The sequence below is a fragment of the Ruegeria sp. BI12 genome (assembly GCF_056537985.1).
Genome location: NZ_JBQFSL010000001.1, coordinates 576,099 through 597,336, shown reverse-complemented (window position 1 = coordinate 597,336; position 21,238 = coordinate 576,099). Strand labels below are relative to the sequence as shown.

Here is a 21,238-nt window from a genome sequence, read left to right as displayed (position 1 = left end):
ATATCGTCTTAGGTCTATTCTGCCGCGATGGCGTCTTCGATCTTTTCAACCCGGATCGCCGAGAACTTGAACTCGGGGATTTTGCCATAGGGGTCGATGGCCGAGTTGGTCAGGATATTCGCCGCCGCTTCAACATAGGCAAACGGGATGAAGACCATATCCTCGGCAATTGCCCGGTCCGCGCGAACCATGATCTCGATCGAACCACGGCGAGTGGTCAGACGGATCATTTCACCCGGCTCAATTCCCATAAGCTTCAACGTCCGTGGGTTCATCGAGCAGTTCGCCTCGGGCTCAACCGCATCCAAAACCTTGGCGCGGCGTGTCATGGACCCGGTGTGCCAATGTTCCAGCTGACGCCCCGTGGTGGCAATCATCGGGTATTCGTCATCCGGGGCCTCATCCGGCGGGATGACGCTGGCCGGAGTAAACTTGGCCCTGCCATCCGCACGTGGGAAACCATCGCCAAACACAATTGCCTGACCCGGATCGGTCTCGCTGAGCGACGGGTAGGTGATTGTCTCGGTCTCCAGGCGGTCCCAGGTGATGTTGTCCAAAGATGCCATGGTCAGTTTCATCTCGGCAAAGACCTGAGACACATCCGTGTAATCCCAGTTCAGACCGATCCGCTGGGCCAGTTCGACCGTGATCTTCCAGTCCTCGCGCGCCTCACCCGGAGGTGCAACTGCGGGGCGCACCCGCTGCACCTGACGGTTGGTGTTCGACACCGTACCGTTCTTCTCATACAGCGCTGAGGCGGGCAGGATGATGTCGGCATAGTTCGCCGTCTCGGTCAGGAAGATATCCTGCACGATCATCAGCTCCAGCTTGGCCAACGCTTCACGCGCGTGACCGACATCCGGGTCGGACATGGCAGGGTTTTCACCCTGAATATACATGCCCTTGATGTTGCCCGCATACGCCTGATCGATGATCTCGGTGACGGTCAAGCCTTTCTCGTTCGAAAAATCATCCGAGTTCCAGACGTTGTTGAACTTGGCCCGGATGTCATCGTCCATAACCGACTGGTAATCGGGCAGGAACATCGGGATCAGACCCGCGTCAGACGCGCCCTGAACATTGTTCTGGCCGCGCAGTGGGTGCAGGCCCGCGCCAGGTTTACCAACGTTTCCGGTCATTAGAGCCAGAGAGATCAAACAACGTGAGTTATCGGTACCGTGGATGTGCTGGCTGACGCCCATGCCCCAGAAGATCAGACCGGCCTTTGCCTGCGCAAAGGTGCGTGCGACGCGGCGCAGTTGATCCGGTTCGATACCACAGATCGGGGCCATCGCCTCGGGCGTGAACTGGCGCAGATGTTCTTTTTCGGCTTCCCAGTTTTCGGTCCAGCGGTGGATGTACTGGCTGTCGTACAGTTCCTCTTCGACGATCACGTTCATGATCGCATTGAGCATCGAGACATCAGCACCCGGACGGAACTGTAGCATTTCGTCTGCGAACTTGCGCATGCCAACGCCGCGCGGGTCCATCACGATCAGCTTGCCGCCACGTTTGGTGAACTGTTTGAAGTAGGTCGCCGCAACCGGGTGGTTCTCGATCGGGTTAGCCCCGATGATGATAACCACGTCCGAATTTTCGACCTCATTGAAGGTCGCGGTCACCGCACCTGAACCAACGTTTTCGATCAATGCCGCCACGGAAGAGGCGTGACACAGACGCGTGCAGTGGTCGACGTTGTTGTGTTTGAAGCCCTGACGAATGAACTTCTGGAACAGATAGGCTTCTTCGTTCGTACATTTGGCCGAACCAAAGCCTGCAACCGAGCGCGGATCTTCGGCGCGCAGGGCTTTCAGTTTAGTGGCGGCCAGATCCATCGCCTCTTCCCACGTTGCTTCGCGGAAGTGGGTCGACAGATTGCCCGGATCGACGTTCAGGCCCTTCTCAGGCGCATCTTCACGACGGATCAGCGGCTTGGTCAGACGGTGCGGGTGATGGATATAGTCAAAGCCGAACCGCCCTTTGACGCAAAGGCGGCCTTCGTTGGCAGGGCCGTTGATGCCCTCGACATATTTAACCTTGCCGTCTTTGACCTTCAGCGAGACCTTGCAGCCCACGCCGCAGAACGGGCAGACGCTTTCGGTTTCGCTGTCGTAGTCTTTGCTGTCGCCCTGCTGTTTGTCGTCCAGAACAGTGGCGGGCATCAGTGCACCGGTCGGGCAGGCCTGAACGCATTCACCGCAGGCCACACAGGTTGATGCGCCCATCGGGTCGTTCTGGTCGAACACCACCTGAGCGGTATGCCCGCGACCGGCCATGCCGATCACGTCATTGACCTGCACGTCACGGCAGGCCCGGACGCAGAGGTTGCAGTTGATACAGGCGTCCAGATTGACGCGCATCGCAACGTGGCTGTCATCTAGCAGCGGGATCTTCTCGGCCTCTTTCTCCGGGAAACGGCTGTCGCTGACATCGTTCAGCTTGGCCATATCCCAGAAGTGGCTCGATTTGTCGTGCGCTTCCTCGGGCTGGTCGGCAACCAGCAGCTCCATGACCATGGCGCGTGATTTCTCGGCGCGGTCGCTGTCGGTCTTGACGACCATTCCCTCGGCTGCAGGACGGATGCACGAGGCGACCAGCGTGCGCTCGCCTTCCACCTCAACCATACAGGCGCGACAGTTGCCGTCAGGTTTGTAGCCTGGCTGTGGCTTGTGGCACAGGTGCGGGATGGTGAACCCCTGCCCCTTGGCGGCTTCCCAGATGGTCCAGCCTTCGGGCACCGTGACATCTTCGCCGTTCAGGTTGAAGGTGACGGTCTTGTTTGGGCTTGCATCAAGCATGGCTCTGTCTCCCTCAGATTTCGTCAGCGAAATGTTTCATGACCAGGCGGATCGGGTTCGGGGCCGCCTGCCCCAGACCGCAGATCGAGGCATCGCCCATGACCTGACACAGGTCCTCCAGCAGGTCCTGATCCCACTTGTCGGCTTGCATCAGCTTCACCGCCTTTTCGCAGCCCGCCCGGCAGGGCGTGCACTGGCCGCAGCTTTCATCCTCGAAGAACCGCAGCATGTTCAGCGCCGCGTCGCGGGCGGTGTCCTGATCGGACAGAACCACCACAGCAGCAGAACCGATGAAGGTGCCATGCGGCTGCAATGTGTCGAAATCCAACGGGATATCGTCCATCGACGCAGGCAATAGACCCGAAGACGGCCCACCCGGCTGATACGCCTTGAAGGTCTGGCCTTCGGCCATGCCCCCGGCTGCTTCGATCACGTCCAGAATGGTCGACCCAGCGGGCAGCAGATAGACGCCCGGCTTCGCCACCCGGCCCGAGACCGAATAGCTGCGCAGGCCCTTGCGGCCGTTCTTTTCGGTGCTGTTGAGGCACTCAGGCCCCTCGCGGCAAACTTTGGTGACCCAATAGAGCGTCTCGACATTGTGCACCAAGGTCGGACGGTTAAAGACCCCAACCTGCGCCACAAACGGAGGGCGGTGACGCGGCAGGCCCTTCTTGCCTTCGATCGACTCGATCATCGCGGATTCTTCACCGCAGATGTAGGCGCCAGCGCCGCGGCGCAGGTCGATGTAACCTTTTTCGACGATCCCGGCCTCTTCCAGTGCCGCAATCTCGCGGGCCAGGATTTCCAAAACGGCCGGGTATTCGTCGCGCATGTAGATGAAGCAGGTCTCGGCCTCGACCGCCCAGGCAGCAATCAGCATGCCTTCAAGGAAGACATGCGGCGTACGCTCTAGATAGTAGCGGTCCTTGAACGTGCCGGGCTCGCCCTCATCGCCGTTCACGGCCAGATAGCGCGGACCTTCGTTCATGCGAACAAAGCCCCATTTCTTGCCCGACGGGAAACCGGCACCGCCGAGGCCGCGCAGGCCCGAGGACAGGACATCTTCCTGCACCCTCTCCCAGTCACCGCCGTCGCGCAACTCTTTCAGCTTGGCATAGCCTCCATCGGCCTCGTAGGCCGCAAAGGTTTCGTAATCGGGCAGGTGCGCGTGGGTGTCATCAGCAGCAATTGCAGCCTGCACTTTTTCCGGCGTCGCATGGTCGATGTGGTTGTGACCGATCTCAAGCACCGGAGCGGTGTCACAACGGCCCATACAAGGCGCGCGCAGCACACGAACTTCGGAAGGATCAAGCCCATCTTCCAGCGCCTTCTGCAACTGCTGGGCACCAGCCATTTCGCAGGACAGGGAATCGCAGACACGGATCGTCAACGCCGGAGGGGGCGTTTCATCCTCTTTGACCACATCGAAATGGGCATAGAAGGTCGCAGTTTCGTAAATCTCGGCCTGCCCGATCCGCATCTCAACGGCCAGTGCGGCGATATGATCGGCGCTGATATGGCCATGTTCATCCTGAATCAAATGCAGGAACTCGATCAGCAGGTCGCGGCGGCGCGGGCGATCACCCAGCAGGCGCGCAATTTCGGCCTGTGCTTCATCCGTAAACTGTCGGCCTTTGGGCGTGTGCCGCCCTTTGCCTTTACCTGACTTCCAAACGCCCTTTGCGTCGGATGGCTTGGTATCCAGTGGTGCCATGCTTTCCTCCGTATGAGACATCCGTCTCTCATCAGAGTAGCATATCGTCAAATCGCAAATCTCAATCGCACGATAACGACAGATTATCACCGTAAAGACGTCACCACAGCGCGCAAAGCCTCGACAGTTGGCAATTCCGGATCCCGCGTCAGCGTGGCCAGACAAATTGGTTTACTTACAACAGGATCGACCAGAGGCAGCACTTTTGTCCCCTTGAGATCGCCCAGCGCACGAACCAGTACACGAGGTACAACAGTTGCCGCCAACCCTTCGCGCGCCATGACCATGGACGCTGTAAATCCGCTGGTTTCGGCAACAACATCGGGATGCAGCCCCTGATCAGCAAAGATTCGGTCGAGAATGCGCCGGTTCTGCATCTGAGGCTCCAGCAGGCTCAACGGAAACACGGCCACACGCGCCCAGGGAACCGGCCCGGTTTCGTCTGTCATATGCGTCGGAACAAGCAATACGTACGTCTCTTCGTAGAGCGGCTGCACCTGACGCAAGTCAGTCCCTATACTATCGCCATAGGTCACGCCTGCATCCAGACTACCCTCGTCCAGCCGGTGCTGGATGGCCGAGGCTGACATCGTCTCGATACGCGTCACAATACGCGGGTGCGCCTGCCGCAATCGCTTGGTGAGCCGCCCGGTAAACGCAATAGCCGTGGGGATTACACCCAATATCAGTGTCCCAGTAATCTCACCTTTGGCAGCCAACACTTGTTGTTCCAGCGCTTTTGCATCGTCGAGGATACGCCGCGCCCGCTGAACAATCATTTCGCCCTCATCGGTCAGGCCTTGAAACCGATTGGCGCGGCGGACGATAGATACGCCCAACCGGTCTTCGAGATTTCGGATACGCATGGAAAACGCTGGTTGAGAAATTCCGCATTCCTCAGCCGCTTTGGCGAAATGGCGATGCCGCGCCAAGGCGCTGAGCAGTTGAAGGTCGCGAATTTCGATCATGTGGTGGCATCACTCAAAACAGGTTGGTGTGACACTAACGGAATTCCTTCGGATGAGGAAAGAAGGAGTTAAACGAAGCCCTTGGATAGGCCTATCTGATCCCACGACCCTAAATTTTGAAGTTCAAGATTAGAATAATATCCCTTAAGTCAGCGTTGCGGCACGAAGCTGACGTTCAGTTGTGTGCCAAGGTTTTCTATATTGAATGTTTCAAGTCCGACTGCTCAGCGGGTTTGAAATGCCCCTGATGTATTGAGGATGATGGTCGCGCGATCAGGATCGACAAACAGACCACATTTCTCGAGCATTGCCCTCGAAGGTGCGTTGCTAGGTTGAGCAATTCCCATAACTCTCTTGCACGCGAACACATCAATTCCGTCGCGAATTGACAGTGCCGTGATCAAGGTTCCAAGGCCTTTTCCGCGATTGCCAGTGCCGACAGAAACCGAGCCTACGTAATACACGCCAGCCAAGCGGCTCTCCTCGTGATAGCGCATACTGCCATTCGCGCATGCCACTATTTCACCGGCTTCATCCTCTACCCAAGAAGTGAGTGAAGGCGGCCCTTCGCCTCTCATGTACCAATCTGGCAAGGGCGCGACACCAACTTTTTCATTTAATGCGCTTACTTTCTCGATGATCCGTGCATTAGGAGTTTGCGTGCTGAATAAACGCCATTGCACCATTCGCGGATGCGGAATGATGCTATTGCAAACCGGGTATACATCCGACTGGTCTCCGATGAATGCATCCCAGAAAGGCAGTTCGATATCGTCTCCAAATCGGCGCCTTAGCGTATTGATGATTTGAACTTTGTTGGCCGCACCAAAGCCAATAAAACCGTATTCACTCAGCAATTCTTCAATGCGATCCCAACCTACCAGTTCCGGCTCAATCACAGTCAAAGCAATTCCGCCGTTTGCAAGGCCGGGCGACTTCGCAATGTATTCACGGCTCCGGTAGAGCCGTTCAGAAGTTGATAGTGATTGGGATCGTGTATTTCTCATATTTCGACGCCCTATTTACGATTTCTCGTTTGCTGTCCCGAGCACCGCAAATTGTCCATTGAAGTCACATAGTAATCACACGAAAGACCTCAGCATCAAAAATTAGAACCCATCATCGTTACTTTGGTAACATCCCGGTCCTTCGCTACAGATGGTCAGTCCAAGTCTATTTTCACGACCGTTCGAGCTCTTTGCCAGCCTTCGTTTACAAGTTACCCAAAGAGCAAGAAACTGACATCTCGTGTTAATGAATGCGGTCGCCAAAATCCGGCACGAGATTGCGCAAAAAGGGCCTATCAACCGTTCGTCGTATAACAGAAAGCCGTGACATAGTCGGCAGTTTTATTGAAATGAGATCTGTCCGCAAATTTTAAAACGGCCCCCAACGTTTGTCGGGGGCCGTGTTTTTTTAAATAGGAGAGTCTTTGGGAAATCAGGCGTGTCCTCCGCCGATCAAGCCGATACCCGAAGTCAGACCGAACCAGGCTTTGACCCGCAGACCGACCGCCTTGATGATACCCATTGCCTGTATCCCGTGGGCGACAATTGTTCCTTCCATCTCACCTTCAAAACTGGTGGTGTAGGATTGGACGATGCAACCACTACCCGGTACCAGAAGATCGCGATGCTCTGGGTGTACGAGGTCAAGATGAACTACGATCTGACCCCGTTTCGCCTTTTCACTGGGTTCGATCAGGCGACCGCTGGGGGCAAGCTGACCAGAGGAAATCGACTCTTGAATACGTACGATCCTTGCCGGAAGAACGGTATTGCGCATCGAGATGTTGAAGTTGCTTTCGCATGCTACTTCTGCCGCCATACCTTCATACAGTTCCGTGCGTGAGACTTGCGAGAACCCGGCCACGATACGTCCGCGTTCAACATCTTTGCGGTCAGGAACGATCAGCATTGCCGGGCTCATTGCAGCTTGTGCGGCACGCGATCCGACATTCAAAGTGACTTGTTCAACTACACCGTCCACGGAGCTGAGCGTCAGAGTCTTGGACAACTCCACCTGGGCTTGTTCCAGCGACGCTCGCGCCGATGCAAGCTGCGCGGGCAATACGGCAGTCGCTTGAACTTGGGCCACACCCAATTGAGTTTCCGCGGCTTCAACTTCTGCTGATCGGGTATCCAGGGTGGCTTGTGCGCGTTCCAGTTGGCTCACTTGGAAAGCAGCAGAGTTTTTGGCTTGAAGTGCGCGATGATCCATCAGGGACAGTTCAGCTTGCTCCCTTGAAGTAATCGCAGCATCAAGAACGGCCTGGGCGGTTTCGACTTGCAGTTCAGCTGCCAGTTTCGCGCTTTCAATTTCCTCAACTTTTCGCATCGCGAATTTTACGGCAGCCTCCTCAGAAGAGTTCTCAACTGCAAAAAGCGGGTCGCCGGGTTCGACACGATCTCCACCTTTTACATAGATATCGGTCACTGTTCCGCCGTTCTCGGCGACGACAGGAACGGTTCTGAAGGGCACAAGGCCTGTGTAGGACTTGGGATAATAGTAGAATACAGCGAAGAACACGATCAGGGCCAGGATGAACCACATGAACAGCGCCCGGTGAACGTTGTAGAGGGTGACTGGAATCCCGCGCCATTTTAGGTAGATCACCCGCAAGACAAACGGAAAAGAAGTGACGAGAAGTTCAATCATTATACCAACTCCTCTTTCGAAGGCCGCCACCACAACATGAAGTCGCGGGCGATTGCAGTCAGGATCAACGCGCCTGGCAGCAGAATGCTGAAGTGGCTGAGCGCGGGCATCAATTCGTACGCCAAGGCTATGGTAAGCATCACCGGAATAGTTGTGCGCAGCGGAGTGCCGACTGATTTGCGCTCGGTATAGCGTTCAAAGCGCGCATAGAGGTGCACGACGAGTAGGATCGCCAGGAAGAGAACAACCAGACCAACCCAGGCATAGGTGTCGGTCTGATTGGGCGCGACCCACCATCTCGGATCGCCGCCAGCGGCGAAGGCAGGAGTTGAGATGACGCCAAGTATAGGCACCATCAGGAACGCGGGTGGTTTCATTTTTCAGGTCCTTTTGTTTCGCAGCCGTGCTGCGCGTGAAGATTTTAGGTGTCTGTGGAAATTCAGTTCTCGGTCGGATTTTGGGCTGGTTCTGAGGGCTGTTCCTGCGGAACATAGGGGGGATCCCAGCGACGTCCGTTTGCTGTTTTTTCGCCAAGCGCCGAAGTTTGCAGACCGTGGATGTTCCCCCCGGACCACTCTTGTTTGGCGGAGTTTTGGATTGCCTTCAGTACGCGGTAGTACCTTGCGAAGTAGATCATGGTCGTTTCCTTTCTGATGACCCGGACCTAACCGTCATCGCGCCTGCGATCCTGAGGGTTCTGGACATTTGTTATTGTCTTCTGGACAATTGCAGGAACTGCAGGGGGGTGTGTCAGTCAGGGGAGGACGCAAAAGTGCCACGCATCAGCGCGTACAGATTGCAAAACGTCGGGCTGCGCTATTCGCAACATCCCAACGTTCGCATCCCCTTTTCTGAAGTTCTGGAAATGGCAGGTGCACCTTCGGGTGTCATCGACGGCCCCGACGCCTCAGTAGAGCTGCTACATGAAGCGGGTGTAGTTGAAACGGCGTGCCGCGTTCTGGAAGACAAAACCTTTGCCGCGCGAGTTGGGCTCTCAGCGCAAGGTCCGGGAACGCTCTTGGCTTACATCGTGCGGGCAGCTGAAACGGTCGAAGACGCACTGGTATTGACGCAGCGCTTTTATGCAATGCAAGACCCTGACCTGCGTCTGGACGTCGTCGGCGGGCCCGAAGAGCCAAAAATCACGCTGGAAAGCAGTGTGATCCCCGCGCATCAATACCCTCGTCACCGTGAAATGCTAATATTTGGTCTTTATAAGCGCGTTCAACAAATCACTTCGGGCGGGCTTGCCCCGATCTCAATTGAGTTGGAAACGGACGACGCCGATCACTGCCAGTTGCTGGCCGAATTGGCGGGATGTGATGTCGAAGGATTCAAATCCGGCTATGCCTTGGAACTGCCCCCAAACGGGATGAATTTTCGGATACCAACGGCAGACCCCACTTTGTTGGGGCACTTACGTAGGCACGGCGAAGAGCAGCTGAAGGCACAGCCTGACGCGGTTCGAAGCCTGTCCGACCGCATCGTGGACATGCTTGGGGATCGTCTTCCCGGACCAATACCAAACGGCGACGATATCGCCGGGGAACTTGGACTGACACGGCGCACAATGACACGGCACCTATCGGCTGAAGGAACAAGCTTTAAAGTTCTTTTGGAAGGGGTGTTGTGCGAACTATCCAAGCGCATGCTTCGTGGTGGTGAGGGTGTTGCCCGCGTGGCCTTCATGCTTGGATTTGCAGATCAGGCCGCCTTTTCAGTGGCGTTCAAGCGCTGGACAGGTGAAACACCCGCCAGGTTCCGTAAAGCTGGGCGCTAAGAGTCCTTCCTCCCGCGGCGCACAGGGCCGGAAGATGTCCAAGATCCACAAAACCTTGTCCCGTCGCCAAAAGAAAGCAGGCCATCGGGTCACCTAGTTCAATGGCACACAGCAGCCGCGGTGGTTGCTGACCCAGAACAAGGATGAACCCTATGATGACCTCGAAAAAACTCTTTATCGCTCCTATCTCCGGCGCCCTTCTGATCACCATGGCAGCCACGGCTCATGCCGATTACGTCACTGACAAAGCGATCAAAGGCGCAGTTGTTGGTGCCACTGTTGCTGGTATTGCTGGCGAAAGCATCGTCGGTGGCGCTGCTGCGGGTGCCGCAGTTGGCGCCGTGGGTGGCGCAATCCAGAAGGACAACTTCGAAGATGCGCAGGACGACGCACAAGAGCGTCGCGATGATTTCAAAGAAGAACACAAAGACTGGAACGACTAAAACTCGACCGCAAGCACAACAGAAGAAGGAGCAAACACAGCCGAACAAACTTCACCGGTCAGCAAAAGAGCCATTGGGCATGCGCAGTTAGCATCTAGACGCCGCTTGACTGACCACCCCCATACAGAACTCGCACAGTTTCTGATAGGTTGCCATCCAGCTCACAAACGAGCCGGGTGGCAACTTTGTTTTAGGGGCTCAAAGGCAACGCATTTGCGGATGTCGCGGTTTCAAGAATCTGTCACCAGTTCCGCGCATCGCGACACGAGTTTTGGCCAAAACCGCTTGTTTCGGCTCAGACCAGTGAAGTTCCACTCTGGGCTCGAAGCAGACATAAACCTAGTAATGGAATCAAAAAGATTCACACCAGCTTTACTGTCCGACCGATGCCGCCTCAGGTATTGAACAAGAAGTGCAGCACATCGCCGTCCTTGACGACATAGCCCTTACCCTCGGCGCGCATCTTTCCCGCCTCTTTCGCACCCTGCTCGCCATTGGCGGCGATGTAGTCGTCATAGGCGATGGTCTCGGCGCGGATGAAACCTTTTTCGAAATCACCGTGGATCACACCTGCGGCCTGCGGTGCTGCAGTGCCTGTGCGGATGGTCCAGGCCCGGGCCTCTTTCGGGCCGACAGTGAAATAGGTCTCCAGCTTCAGCAGGTCGTAACCTGCGCGGATCAGACGGTCAAGACCGGGTTCTTCCAAACCCATTTCCTCAAGGAACATCTGCGCTTCGTCCTCTTCCAGCAGGCTGATCTCTTCTTCGATCTTGGCGCTGATGATGACGTGGGAGTTGCCCTGCGCGGCGGCCATTTCGGCCACTTTGGCGGAGTATTCATTGCCGTCGGCTGCTTCTTCTTCGGACACGTTGCAAACATAAAGCACCGGTTTGGTGGTCAGCAACTGCAGCATCTTCCACGCCTTGGCGTCCTCGTCAGACACTTCGACCAAGCGCGCGGGTTTGCCGTTTTCCAGCATCGCTTGCGCTTCGGCCAGCAAGCGTTCCTGCTGCTGTGCCTCTTTGTCATTACCTTTGAGCTTGCGCACCAGATTGGCGCGGCGTTTTTCGATGCTCTCCAGATCAGCCAGCATCAGCTCGGTCTCGATGGTGTCGGCATCGGCCACCGGATCGACCCGGCCATCCACGTGGGTCACGTCGCCGTCTTCGAAGCAGCGCAGCACATGGGCAATCGCATCAGTCTCGCGGATGTTGGCCAGAAACTGGTTGCCAAGCCCCTCGCCCTTCGAGGCGCCCTTCACAAGACCAGCGATATCCACAAAAGTCATCCGCGTGGGAATGATCTGTTTCGAGCTTGCGATCGCCGCCAACTTGTCGAGCCGATCATCGGGCACGGCAACATCACCCACATTGGGTTCGATCGTGCAGAACGGGAAATTCGCCGCCTGAGCAGCTGCGGTCTTGGTCAGCGCGTTGAAGAGGGTCGACTTACCCACATTCGGCAGACCCACGATTCCCATTTTAAAGCCCATAACGGCCTCCTGCATACCATTCGAGCGCTGCTTCTATGCAGGTCCGAGGCAATGCGCAAGCCGGACTGCAAAAGGCGTCGCTGATCCGAATTACAACATCACAAACCAGTTGCGCATTCGTGATCTTGCCCGGATTGAAACCAACACACTAAGCTCACCATGTAAGACTTTGTGAACAAACAAATAGTGAATATGAGATATGAAGTATTTAACTGCTACAGTTGCGCTATTTTTAGCTGCCCAAGCGGCGCAAGCTCAATCCATTGTCTTTGGCGCCGGGTTCTCCGATTTTTCTGACAGCCTTTCTGACGATGAAGCCGTAATCTCTCTCGAATACCATCACCGTCCCTTTCACGAGGCCACGCGCTTTTCCGCCACATGGGGTGGTGCCCTGACCATAGATGCCGCCGCCGACGTTCATATCGGGATTGGCCTGATCGGGACCTACACCTTTGCCGACCGTTGGTTCGTCGAAGGAAGCGTTATGCCCGGGTATTTTTCAGAAGGTGACGAACTCAACGATCTGGGTGGTGAATTCCAGATTCGTAGCTTGCTGGGCCTCGGTTACACATTGAACAACGGCAACAGCGTGTCCTTGGCAATTACTCACAAGTCGAACGCAAGCACACAGGACGATAACCCGGGCGTCAACTCCGTTTTGCTGCGGTACCATTACGCGTTCTGAAGCAATCTGCCCCGGCGGGATTGATTTCCTGCCAAAGTTTCTGCACATCAGGCCTGAACCTGATTGCAAGGACAGCTTATGACCCGTATCGACGCCAAGTTCGCCGCTCTGAAAGAACAGGGCAAGAAGGCCTTTGTTGCCTATATCATGGCCGGAGACCCGGATTTCGAAACGTCGCTTGAAATCGTAAAGGGTTTGCCTGGCGCAGGTGTCGATGTCATTGAACTGGGTCTGCCTTTCACCGATCCAATGGCAGACGGCCCAACGATCCAGGCCGCCGGTCAACGCGCGCTGGACAGCGGCATGACCCTGCAGCGGACTTTGGATCTGGCCCGCGCGTTCCGCGAAACCGACGATACCACACCGATCGTGCTGATGGGGTATTACAACCCAATCTACAGCCGGGGCGTAGATAAGTTTCTTGTAGATGCCAAAGAGGTCGGCATTGACGGTTTGATCGTCGTCGACCTGCCACCGGAAGAAGATGACGAGCTGTGCCTGCCTGCGCAAGCTGCGGGTCTGAACTTTATTCGTCTGGCCACGCCAACAACCGATGACAAACGCCTGCCCCGCGTTCTGCAGAACACATCGGGTTTTGTGTATTACGTGTCAATCACCGGCATTACGGGTGCGGCCGAAGCTCAGGCCACGAACGTCGGCCCCGAGGTCGCCCGCATCAAATCCGCAACCGATTTGCCCGTGATCGTTGGGTTCGGGATCAATACACCTGAAAAATCACACGCAATCGCAACTGTCGCCGATGGTGCAGTTGTCGGCTCTGCCATTGTCAGCCAGATCGCTGCGGGCAAGCCCACTGGCGAAGTATTGGATTTCGTGAAATCTCTGGCTGACGGCGCGCATTCGGCCTGATTGATACGTGATCAATCTTTGACGCAGTCGGCGCATGCTGGCTGCGTTTTTTGTTGCCTGATATTACGCGGCGTTGTCTCGATACCTAGCGGCGTTGCGAGGGCGCCAAATGGTTGGTAACAAATATCACCAAGACTGCGAAGGCCGAACCCAATGCCCGTGATCACGAACATCGACGACCTGAAACGCATTTATGAACGACGCGTGCCACGCATGTTTTTCGACTACGCCGAAAGCGGCAGCTGGACCGAACAGACCTTCCGCGAAAACAGCTCGGATTTCGAAGATATCAGGCTGCGCCAACGGGTTGCCGTGGACATGCAAGGACGCTCGACCGCGTCGCAGATGATCGGGCAAGATGTTGCAATGCCGGTGGCTCTGGCCCCTGTTGGCCTGACGGGTATGCAGCACGCGGACGGTGAGATGAAGGCCGCTAAAGCAGCCGAAGAATTCGGTGTCCCCTTCACCCTGTCGACCATGTCGATCAACTCAATCGAGGATGTCGCGGGGCACACCAACAAACCCTTTTGGTTTCAACTCTATGCCATGAAAGATCAGGACTATGTCGGTCGCCTGATCCAGCGCGCCAAGGATGCCAAGTGTTCGGCGTTGGTGATCACTCTGGACCTGCAAATTCTGGGGCAGCGCCACAAAGATCTAAAGAACGGCCTGTCCGCGCCGCCGAAACTAACCGCCAAGACGATCGCCAACCTGATGACAAAATGGGCCTGGGGGATCGAAATGCTGGGCGCGCACCGGCGTGAATTTGGCAACATCGTTGGTCATGCCGAGGGTGTTTCGGACGCCTCATCGCTGGGTGCATGGACGGCCGAGCAATTCGACCCCAGCCTCGACTGGAACAAGGTCGAAAAGCTCATGGAACAATGGGGCGGCAAGGTGATCCTGAAAGGCATACTGGATGCCGAGGACGCCAAGATGGCAGCAAAGCTGGGTGCGGATGCCATCGTTGTTTCAAACCACGGCGGACGTCAACTCGATGGCGCGCTCAGTTCGATCCGTGTTTTGCCCGAAATCATGGACGCTGTTGGTGACGACGTCGAGGTCCATTTGGACAGCGGCATTCGTTCCGGGCAGGACGTATTGAAAGCATTGGCATTGGGGGCCAAGGGCACGTACATCGGCCGCGCATTCGTCTACGGGTTGGGGGCGATGGGCCAGAAAGGCGTCACAACAGCGTTGGATGTCATCCAAAAAGAACTGGACATAACGATGGCTCTGTGTGGCGAGCGGAACGTGAGTAGCCTGGGCCACCACAACCTGCTAATCCCCGAGGATTTCGGCGGCAGGTGGCGAACCTGATTTCACAATATCTATTCGCAGACCATGTGAAAGGGGGTCTGCCCCCCGCCGCGGCAAGCCGCGATTCCCCCGGGATGTTTAGCGCCAAATGAAGCAGGGGATCCAACCGTCATCTGGCATCTAATATCCCGGAGCGAGAGGCGGACCCACGCAAAGTATCAAGACCGCCAAAAACCCCTTTCCAAACCTGATGAATCAAGCTAAGGACGCGGCTTCACGCGGGCATACAGCCTTGGAGGATGCCCGCCCTAACATTGGAGAATTATCATGGCTGGAGAGATTCCTGATCTCGTAGCTCTGGAACGGACGGGGACAGGCAAGGGCGCCGCTCGTCAAGCACGCCGCGACGGCATGGTTCCGGGCATTGTTTTTGGTGGCGATAAAGAGCCGCTGCCGATTCAGATCCCGTTCAACGTCCTGTTCAAGCGCCTGAAAGCAGGCCGGTTCAAGTCGACTCTGTGGAACCTGAAGGTTGACGGCCACGAAGACGTTCGTGTCATCTGCCGCGACGTTCAGCGTGACGTTGTCAAAGACCTGCCGACCCACCTGGACCTGATGCGTCTGCGTCGGACCACCAAGATCGCGCTGTTCATCCCGGTTGAGTTCATCAACGAGGAAGAAGCACCCGGCATCAAGAAGGGCGGCGTTCTGACCGTTGTCCGTCCGGAAGTCGAATTGATGTGCACCGCAGGTGATATTCCTGAGAAAATCGTTGTTGACGTGACCGGAATGAACATCAACGACGTTGTCACCATTTCGTCGGTCGATCTGCCCGCGGGCACCAAGCCGACCATCGATCGTGACTTCGTGATCGCGAACGTCTCGGCACCGACCGGTCTGGCGACCAGCGACGATGAAGAAGGTGAAGAAGCAGAAGTGGCCGCAGACGAAGTTGAAGTCGTCGGCCAGGAGGCTGAAGAATAAGTTCAGGCTTAACTGTACTGAATTTGAAACGGGGTTCCATCGGAGCCCCGTTTTTGTTTCAAATGCACATTTTCGCATTTGATCGCAGACTGTGCTAAGTTCGCTGCCAGTGGCCCAATTGGAATGCCACAAGCCCATCGAATAGTTCAGTGGAGCCCGCGATCATGAGACCCCAATCAAATTTTCTACCAGCCCTAATTTCAATGGCCGTCAGCGTCGGTTTCGGATCTTCGGTCACTGCGCAAGTGCAGGACACTCTGCCCAGTAAGGATGACGTTGCTGAACGTTTCACGTCAGATCATTTCTCGCCATATGCCGGTAGAAACTTTCCGACCCGACCGCTTTGGGGTGACACACATCTTCATACCCAGGTGTCCGTTGATGCCGGAACCATGACCCGTCTCAGTCAAGAGGACGCGTTTCGGTTCGCACGCGGCCACGAAGTCACTACGACGCATGGATTGCAGGCAAAGCTTTCGCGGCCACTGGATTGGCTTGTAATTTCGGACCATGCCGAAATGTACGGGCTAATGCCCCAGTTACTTGGCGGGGATCAGAATGTTCTGTCGACCCCGCAAGGCAAAGCCTGGTACGACGCGCTTACCAGCAACGACAACGATGTTGTCTTTGCCACCGCTATGGAAATCGTGGCGTCGTTGTCCGGGAATGAACCCCCGATCGACAATCCCAAAGCCATCAAGGACGCTTGGCAGAACTATACGGCCCTAGCGGATCAGTACAACGAGCCCGGCGTCTTTACTGCTCTGATCGGTTACGAGTGGACGTCTGAGGGCGGAGACAACATCCACCGCAACGTGATCTTCCGGGATGCTGCGGCCAACGCCAATCAGGTACTTCCGTTCTCACAATTCGACAGTAAGAACCCTGAAGACCTTTGGGCGCACCTGGCCGACTATGAGGATCGGACAGGCGGTGACGTGCTGGCAATTCCCCATAATGGCAACCTGTCCAATGGCCGCTTGTTTTCAGTTTCGAACTTTGACGGAACGCCCTTATCGGAAGAAAACGCGCGCCTGCGTGCACGGTTCGAACCGGTCATCGAAACTACTCAGATCAAAGGCGACAGTGAAGCGCATCCGTTTCTCAGCCCCGATGACGAATTTGCGGATTTTGACACGTGGGACGCGTCAAACCTGAACGGGACCGAAGCCAAAACTCAGGACATGTTGCAATACGAGTATTCCCGCGAGGCTTACAAAACCGGTCTGATGCTGGAAGAACAATTGGGCATCAACCCTTACAAGGTCGGTCAGATTGGTTCGACTGACGCGCATACTGGCATGGCAGCCGTGGAAGAGGAAAATTTCTTTGGCAAGCATTCCGGCGTGGAGCCGGAGCCAAACCGTTGGGAACATTTGGTTATCGAAGCCCCCGACCCAGAGTTCTCAATCTATGGCTGGAAACAGGCCTCGGGAGGATATGCTGCTGTTTGGGCCATGGAGAATACCCGCGAGGCGATCTTTGACGCGCTCGAGCGGCGCGAAGTCTACGGCACTACCGGTTCACGTATGCTGGTGCGGTTCTTCGGCGGCTGGGATTTTGCGGAAGAAGATGCTCTGTCTCGCCTGCCTGCCGATCTTGGCTACGCCAAGGGCGTACCGATGGGTTCGGATCTACCCGCCAGAACCGGCGACGGTGCACCGAATTTCCTGATCGCAGCACTGAAAGACCCCTATAGCGGCAATCTCGACCGTGTGCAGGTTATCAAAGGTTGGCTGAACGCAGACGGGACGCGCGGAGAAAAGGTCTATGACGTGGCATGGGGCGGAGATCGTGTGCCCGACGCAGACGGCAAACTGCCATTGGTCGGGAACACAGTCGATGTGGGAAACGCGACTTGGACCAACACAATAGGTGCACCGGAATTGATCACCTATTGGCAGGACCCGGATTTCGACCCGTCGCAGCGGGCCTTCTACTATGTCCGCGTCATCGAAATCCCGACGCCGCGCTGGACAGCCTATGAAGCCAAACGGTTCAACGTCCAGATGGATACCGACGTGCCGATGACCACAACCGAACGCGCCTATACCTCTCCAATCTGGTACACGCCCAAAGGCTGAAGCTCGTCTTTTGCACCTTGCCATCACTGGATTTTCGATCCATTTCGAGGCAAGAGGGGCAAGTCCTACTAGGAGGCGCAGAGCAGAGTCATGAAACTTTTTGTCGGACTGGGAAATCCGGGGCAGAAATACGCCCGGAACCGGCACAATATCGGGTTCATGGCACTGGACAGAATTGCCGACGATCATGGATTCGGTCCGTGGAAATCCAAGTTTCAGGCGGAAATTGCTGAAGGGCGGCTGGGGTCCGAAAAGGTTCTCTTGGTTAAACCGCAAACCTTCATGAACCGTTCCGGACAATCCGTGGGCGAGGCCATGCGGTTTTACAAACTGGACTCGACCGATGTAACCGTTTTTCACGATGAGCTGGATCTTGCCCCGGGCAAGGTGCGTGTCAAAGCCGGTGGAGGTCACGCCGGACACAACGGGTTGCGGTCGATCCACGAACATATCAGCCCTGCCTATGATCGGGTTCGTCTGGGCATCGGGCACCCGGGACGCAAGGAAATGGTCTCGCCCTACGTCCTGAGCGACTTTGCCAAAGTAGATGCGGATTGGCTGGAAGACGTGCTGCAAGGCGTATCGGACGGTGCCGGCCATCTGGCCAATGGTGACGGGGGCAAATTCATGAACGCGGTCGCATTGCGGACCGCACCACCGCGTTCATCGAAAACCACTGCGAGCGAAGTAAAAACCACCCCCAAACCCGCACCTGAACCCGAGCCCGACAACCGGTCAGCCATGCAAAAACTGATGGATAAGTTCAAATAGGACCAGCGACGTTGCCGCTACGTCCCAATTGCGAACTGCGCCCGTCCGCGTTCCAATGCGGTACGAAAGAGGGAGGAGACTTATGCGAACCCTGATCAAGTGGGTACTGCGCATCGTTTTGATGTTGGTGCTGGCAGCGGTGGTCGTTGGCTTTTGGAAGCGCGAAGAAATTAAGCGCCTGATGGCTGTGAACTCCTTGTTTTCCGAAGAAAAGATCGTTCACAACTTCTCTCATATGAATGACGCTTTTCTGACCGTCGACCTGCCAAGGGGGGAAGGCGCGACATTCGAGTTGCCCTACGGCGCCGGTTTTGACCTGCCCGAGGGCACGGACACGTGGATCGAAGATCGCGCTGTAACCTCTCTATTGGTTATGCAGGACGGGCAGATCAGGTTCGAGGAATACTATTTGGGGACCGCCCCCGAGGATCGCCGGATCTCTTGGTCTGTCGCCAAAAGCTACCTGTCAGCCCTGTTCGGCATCCTGATGGCCGAAGGCGCCATCAGCTCGCTGGATGATCCGGTCGTCAAGTATGCCCCAAAACTGAAGGGCACCGCCTATGACGGCGCAACGATCCGCAATGTTCTGAACATGGCCAGCGGTGTGACCTTCGACGAGGACTATCTGGATTACAATTCCGACATAAACCGAATGGGCCGCGTCGTCGCCCTGGGCGGAGAGCTGGATGATTTTGCCGCTTCGCTGAACGAGACGTTCGTCGAGCCCGGCGCGACATGGCAATATGTCTCGATCGATACACACGTTATCGGCATGGTTATTCGCGGCGCGACGGACCGGTCCGTGGCTGACTTGCTGACAGAAAAAATCATTAAACCACTGGGGCTTGAACACGACGGTTACTATGTCACCGATGGTGCCGGCGTAGCTTTCGTATTGGGCGGGTTGAATTTCACCACCCGAGACTTTGCCCGTTTTGGACAGATGGTCCTACAAAACGGCGTCCACAATGGCCAGCAAATCGTGCCTTCTGAATGGATCGCGGAATCCGTCTTTCCCAGCGCCCCGACCGAAGCCGGAGAAATAGGCTATGGCTATCAGTGGTGGATACCTGTCGGCGCGCATGAAGGCGAATTTCTGGCCCGTGGCGTATATGGCCAGTACATCTATTTCGACCAACCGCGTGGCGTTTTGATTGTCTCTACGGGGGCTGATCGCAATTTCCGTGACGATGGTGCCAACGAAGCGAACATAGAAATGTTCCGCACGATCGCTCAAAGCCTGTAAGGTGGGCTCATGCAAAAACTGGACAGCATAAACGTCTTGGGGGGCGTCCTTGCCCCCTGTTCACGCGATCCGATGACCGGGTTCTTTCGGGATGGGGCCTGTAACACCTGCGCCGAGGATCAGGGCAGCCACACTGTGTGCGCTGTTATGACCGCCGAGTTTCTGGCTTATTCCAAATATGTTGGCAATGACCTGAGCACACCACGACCCGAATTCGATTTCGCCGGCCTTAGACCCGGTGACAAGTGGTGCCTGTGCGCAGGGCGTTTCTTGCAGGCCCATGACGAAGGCTGCGCGCCCAAGGTCGATCTTGAGGCCACCCACCAGCGCGCGCTGGAAATCGTTCCCATCGGGATCCTGCGTGCAAATGCCGAGGAAACTGATTGACCTTGGGAACAAAAAGACATCAATAAAACCGCCAGCCAACACTTTGTTTAGCAAGCGCGCAACCGTCAAAAAACGAGGTAGGCTATGAGCTTTATCGCCATGAACCGTTTCAAAGTCCGTCTGGGCAGCGAAGCCGATTTCGAATCCGTTTGGAAAGACCGCGAAAGCCGTTTGAAAGAATTGCAAGGGTTTCAGGAGTTTCGCCTTTTGAAAGGCCCCGAAGGCGACGGGTATCGGCTGTATTCTAGCCACGTGATTTGGGACAATCGCAGCGATTTCGAGGCTTGGACCAAGTCCGAACAATTCCGCGATGCGCACAAGAATGCAGGTAACGGCAAGACGCAGTCGGCACTGATGGGACCGCCCAAATTCGAAGGGTTCGAAACCGTTCTGCACCAGAGCTGATCCAGCCAAATCGTCAATGCTGGATTGATCTTCATACAGCGCGCGCCGAATAGCCACGCGATGTGCGCGAAGGCGGGCCGGTTGGGAAACTGTGCTCCGCCTCCAACTGCCAGCCCGCTTCCGTTAGCATCTTGGCCACCTGCCGCGGTCTGTACGACCGGTGGCGCCATTGAAACCAGATAATTGCATTACACCAATGCGGTTTGCTGACGACGAGCCACAGCTTTGCCGCCGACGCGGCCTGCTTGCGCATCTGGCGCAAAGCGTCGGTTGGATCATTGCAATGCTCAAGGACATGGGCGGCCAAAATGCAATCAAACCGCTCAGTTGGTTGAAAGTCCTCCAACCGGGATTGAACAGTTTGTGAGGTGACACCTCGTTTGGCCAAGGCATGCTTGGCCTGTTGCAGCATCTTCCTGGACGGCTCCAGCAGTGTGATCCGACCCTCGGGCTGAATGACTGCGCGTGCCTCGGCAAATGCGCCCGTCCCGCACCCCACATCCAGGGCATTTCGGCCAAGCGCGCCTACCAAACCAGTCGACAGAAACCCCAGATAGGCGTCGAAATAACCCAACAGACGCATCTTATCGGCCCAGCCGGGGGCCGCGGCATCGTATTTTTGATCGAGTCTATCTGAACTGGACGCGTCCTGCATGCCGCCCAGGGTGGCATGAAACACCCGGGACGCAAAGC

The 21,238-nt window shown here is 56.2% G+C and carries 20 protein-coding genes; 11 read left to right on the top strand and 9 right to left on the bottom strand.

The features are described 5' to 3' along the window. Window positions 1-14: 14 nt before the first annotated feature. From fdhF to ACR0AK_RS03145, 7 genes are all read right to left on the bottom strand, one after another. Entirely contained in the window at window positions 15-2,798 is a 2,784-nt protein-coding gene (gene fdhF / locus ACR0AK_RS03175; protein ID WP_480792349.1) for a formate dehydrogenase subunit alpha, read from the bottom strand. A gap of 13 nt (window positions 2,799-2,811) precedes the next feature. Then, window positions 2,812-4,512 (bottom strand): NAD(P)H-dependent oxidoreductase subunit E, encoded by a 1,701-nt coding sequence (locus ACR0AK_RS03170; RefSeq protein ID WP_480792348.1) that lies wholly within the window; start codon window positions 4,510-4,512, stop codon window positions 2,812-2,814. Between the two features lie 86 nt (window positions 4,513-4,598). Then, on the bottom strand, window positions 4,599-5,480 hold the full coding sequence (locus ACR0AK_RS03165; RefSeq protein WP_480792347.1) for a LysR family transcriptional regulator: 882 nt from the start codon (window positions 5,478-5,480) through the stop codon (window positions 4,599-4,601). Between the two features lie 224 nt (window positions 5,481-5,704). Continuing rightward, window positions 5,705-6,487, bottom strand: a complete 783-nt coding sequence (locus tag ACR0AK_RS03160) for a GNAT family N-acetyltransferase (protein WP_480792346.1) — start codon at window positions 6,485-6,487, stop codon at window positions 5,705-5,707. A gap of 433 nt (window positions 6,488-6,920) precedes the next feature. Continuing rightward, a complete protein-coding gene (locus tag ACR0AK_RS03155) occupies window positions 6,921-8,138 on the bottom strand; it encodes an HlyD family secretion protein (protein WP_170561087.1) in 1,218 nt (405 codons plus the stop codon). Further along, window positions 8,138-8,515, bottom strand: coding sequence for a hypothetical protein (locus ACR0AK_RS03150; RefSeq protein ID WP_170560790.1), 378 nt, complete (start codon window positions 8,513-8,515; stop codon window positions 8,138-8,140). Before ACR0AK_RS03150 ends, ACR0AK_RS03155 begins: the two co-directional genes overlap by 1 nt. Window positions 8,516-8,577: 62 nt before the next feature. Beyond that, entirely contained in the window at window positions 8,578-8,775 is a 198-nt protein-coding gene (locus ACR0AK_RS03145) for a hypothetical protein (RefSeq protein WP_170561088.1), read from the bottom strand. Between the two features lie 135 nt (window positions 8,776-8,910). On the opposite strand from ACR0AK_RS03145, the gene ACR0AK_RS03140 reads away from it, so the two are divergent. After that, complete coding sequence (locus ACR0AK_RS03140) at window positions 8,911-9,918, top strand: helix-turn-helix domain-containing protein (RefSeq protein WP_480792345.1); 1,008 nt, start codon at window positions 8,911-8,913, stop codon at window positions 9,916-9,918. Window positions 9,919-10,070: 152 nt separating this feature from the next. Further along, window positions 10,071-10,361, top strand: a complete 291-nt coding sequence (locus ACR0AK_RS03135; protein WP_480792344.1) for a hypothetical protein — start codon at window positions 10,071-10,073, stop codon at window positions 10,359-10,361. A gap of 394 nt (window positions 10,362-10,755) precedes the next feature. Here ACR0AK_RS03135 and ychF read toward each other — a convergent pair whose 3' ends face one another. Beyond that, window positions 10,756-11,853 (bottom strand): redox-regulated ATPase YchF, encoded by a 1,098-nt coding sequence (gene ychF, locus ACR0AK_RS03130; RefSeq protein WP_480792343.1) that lies wholly within the window; start codon window positions 11,851-11,853, stop codon window positions 10,756-10,758. A 199-nt stretch (window positions 11,854-12,052) separates the two neighbouring features. Here ychF and ACR0AK_RS03125 point away from each other — a divergent pair, with 199 nt between their 5' ends. The 9 genes from ACR0AK_RS03125 to hmuQ all read left to right on the top strand — a co-directional run bounded on the left by ACR0AK_RS03125 (window position 12,053) and on the right by hmuQ (window position 20,545). Next, complete coding sequence (locus ACR0AK_RS03125; protein ID WP_480792342.1) at window positions 12,053-12,538, top strand: acyloxyacyl hydrolase; 486 nt, start codon at window positions 12,053-12,055, stop codon at window positions 12,536-12,538. Window positions 12,539-12,616: 78 nt separating this feature from the next. Continuing rightward, a complete protein-coding gene (gene trpA / locus ACR0AK_RS03120) occupies window positions 12,617-13,408 on the top strand; it encodes a tryptophan synthase subunit alpha (protein ID WP_480792341.1) in 792 nt (263 codons plus the stop codon). A 153-nt stretch (window positions 13,409-13,561) separates the two neighbouring features. Then, window positions 13,562-14,728 (top strand): alpha-hydroxy acid oxidase, encoded by a 1,167-nt coding sequence (locus ACR0AK_RS03115; protein WP_480792340.1) that lies wholly within the window; start codon window positions 13,562-13,564, stop codon window positions 14,726-14,728. Between the two features lie 267 nt (window positions 14,729-14,995). After that, window positions 14,996-15,652, top strand: coding sequence for a 50S ribosomal protein L25/general stress protein Ctc (locus ACR0AK_RS03110; protein WP_170561095.1), 657 nt, complete (start codon window positions 14,996-14,998; stop codon window positions 15,650-15,652). Between the two features lie 164 nt (window positions 15,653-15,816). Continuing rightward, a complete protein-coding gene (locus ACR0AK_RS03105) occupies window positions 15,817-17,736 on the top strand; it encodes a DUF3604 domain-containing protein (RefSeq protein ID WP_254453026.1) in 1,920 nt (639 codons plus the stop codon). A gap of 90 nt (window positions 17,737-17,826) precedes the next feature. Further along, window positions 17,827-18,507 (top strand): aminoacyl-tRNA hydrolase, encoded by a 681-nt coding sequence (pth, locus tag ACR0AK_RS03100; protein ID WP_480792339.1) that lies wholly within the window; start codon window positions 17,827-17,829, stop codon window positions 18,505-18,507. A gap of 82 nt (window positions 18,508-18,589) precedes the next feature. Beyond that, window positions 18,590-19,753, top strand: coding sequence for a serine hydrolase domain-containing protein (locus ACR0AK_RS03095; RefSeq protein WP_480792338.1), 1,164 nt, complete (start codon window positions 18,590-18,592; stop codon window positions 19,751-19,753). A gap of 9 nt (window positions 19,754-19,762) precedes the next feature. Then, window positions 19,763-20,140, top strand: a complete 378-nt coding sequence (locus ACR0AK_RS03090) for a DUF2237 family protein (RefSeq protein ID WP_480792337.1) — start codon at window positions 19,763-19,765, stop codon at window positions 20,138-20,140. Window positions 20,141-20,224: 84 nt separating this feature from the next. Further along, window positions 20,225-20,545: a heme-degrading protein HmuQ gene (hmuQ, locus tag ACR0AK_RS03085; RefSeq protein ID WP_170561099.1), complete on the top strand. Its 321-nt coding sequence runs from the start codon at window positions 20,225-20,227 to the stop codon at window positions 20,543-20,545. 31 nt (window positions 20,546-20,576) lie between these two features. Here hmuQ and ACR0AK_RS03080 read toward each other — a convergent pair whose 3' ends face one another. Continuing rightward, window positions 20,577-21,224, bottom strand: coding sequence for a class I SAM-dependent methyltransferase (locus ACR0AK_RS03080; RefSeq protein ID WP_480792336.1), 648 nt, complete (start codon window positions 21,222-21,224; stop codon window positions 20,577-20,579). Window positions 21,225-21,238: the final 14 nt, after the last annotated feature.

Coding starts and splice junctions, on each gene's coding strand:
- ACR0AK_RS03115 (WP_480792340.1), top strand. CDS start 13,562: ATGCCCGTGATCACGAACATCGACGACCTGAAACGCATTTATGAACGA.
- ACR0AK_RS03110 (WP_170561095.1), top strand. CDS start 14,996: ATGGCTGGAGAGATTCCTGATCTCGTAGCTCTGGAACGGACGGGGACA.
- ACR0AK_RS03170 (WP_480792348.1), bottom strand. CDS start 4,512: ATGGCACCACTGGATACCAAGCCATCCGACGCAAAGGGCGTTTGGAAG.
- ACR0AK_RS03150 (WP_170560790.1), bottom strand. CDS start 8,515: ATGAAACCACCCGCGTTCCTGATGGTGCCTATACTTGGCGTCATCTCA.
- ACR0AK_RS03105 (WP_254453026.1), top strand. CDS start 15,817: ATGAGACCCCAATCAAATTTTCTACCAGCCCTAATTTCAATGGCCGTC.
- ACR0AK_RS03090 (WP_480792337.1), top strand. CDS start 19,763: ATGCAAAAACTGGACAGCATAAACGTCTTGGGGGGCGTCCTTGCCCCC.
- ACR0AK_RS03125 (WP_480792342.1), top strand. CDS start 12,053: ATGAAGTATTTAACTGCTACAGTTGCGCTATTTTTAGCTGCCCAAGCG.
- ACR0AK_RS03095 (WP_480792338.1), top strand. CDS start 18,590: ATGCGAACCCTGATCAAGTGGGTACTGCGCATCGTTTTGATGTTGGTG.
- ychF (WP_480792343.1), bottom strand. CDS start 11,853: ATGGGCTTTAAAATGGGAATCGTGGGTCTGCCGAATGTGGGTAAGTCG.
- hmuQ (WP_170561099.1), top strand. CDS start 20,225: ATGAGCTTTATCGCCATGAACCGTTTCAAAGTCCGTCTGGGCAGCGAA.
- ACR0AK_RS03135 (WP_480792344.1), top strand. CDS start 10,071: ATGATGACCTCGAAAAAACTCTTTATCGCTCCTATCTCCGGCGCCCTT.
- pth (WP_480792339.1), top strand. CDS start 17,827: ATGAAACTTTTTGTCGGACTGGGAAATCCGGGGCAGAAATACGCCCGG.
- trpA (WP_480792341.1), top strand. CDS start 12,617: ATGACCCGTATCGACGCCAAGTTCGCCGCTCTGAAAGAACAGGGCAAG.
- ACR0AK_RS03155 (WP_170561087.1), bottom strand. CDS start 8,138: ATGATTGAACTTCTCGTCACTTCTTTTCCGTTTGTCTTGCGGGTGATC.
- ACR0AK_RS03160 (WP_480792346.1), bottom strand. CDS start 6,487: ATGAGAAATACACGATCCCAATCACTATCAACTTCTGAACGGCTCTAC.
- ACR0AK_RS03145 (WP_170561088.1), bottom strand. CDS start 8,775: ATGATCTACTTCGCAAGGTACTACCGCGTACTGAAGGCAATCCAAAAC.
- fdhF (WP_480792349.1), bottom strand. CDS start 2,798: ATGCTTGATGCAAGCCCAAACAAGACCGTCACCTTCAACCTGAACGGC.
- ACR0AK_RS03165 (WP_480792347.1), bottom strand. CDS start 5,480: ATGATCGAAATTCGCGACCTTCAACTGCTCAGCGCCTTGGCGCGGCAT.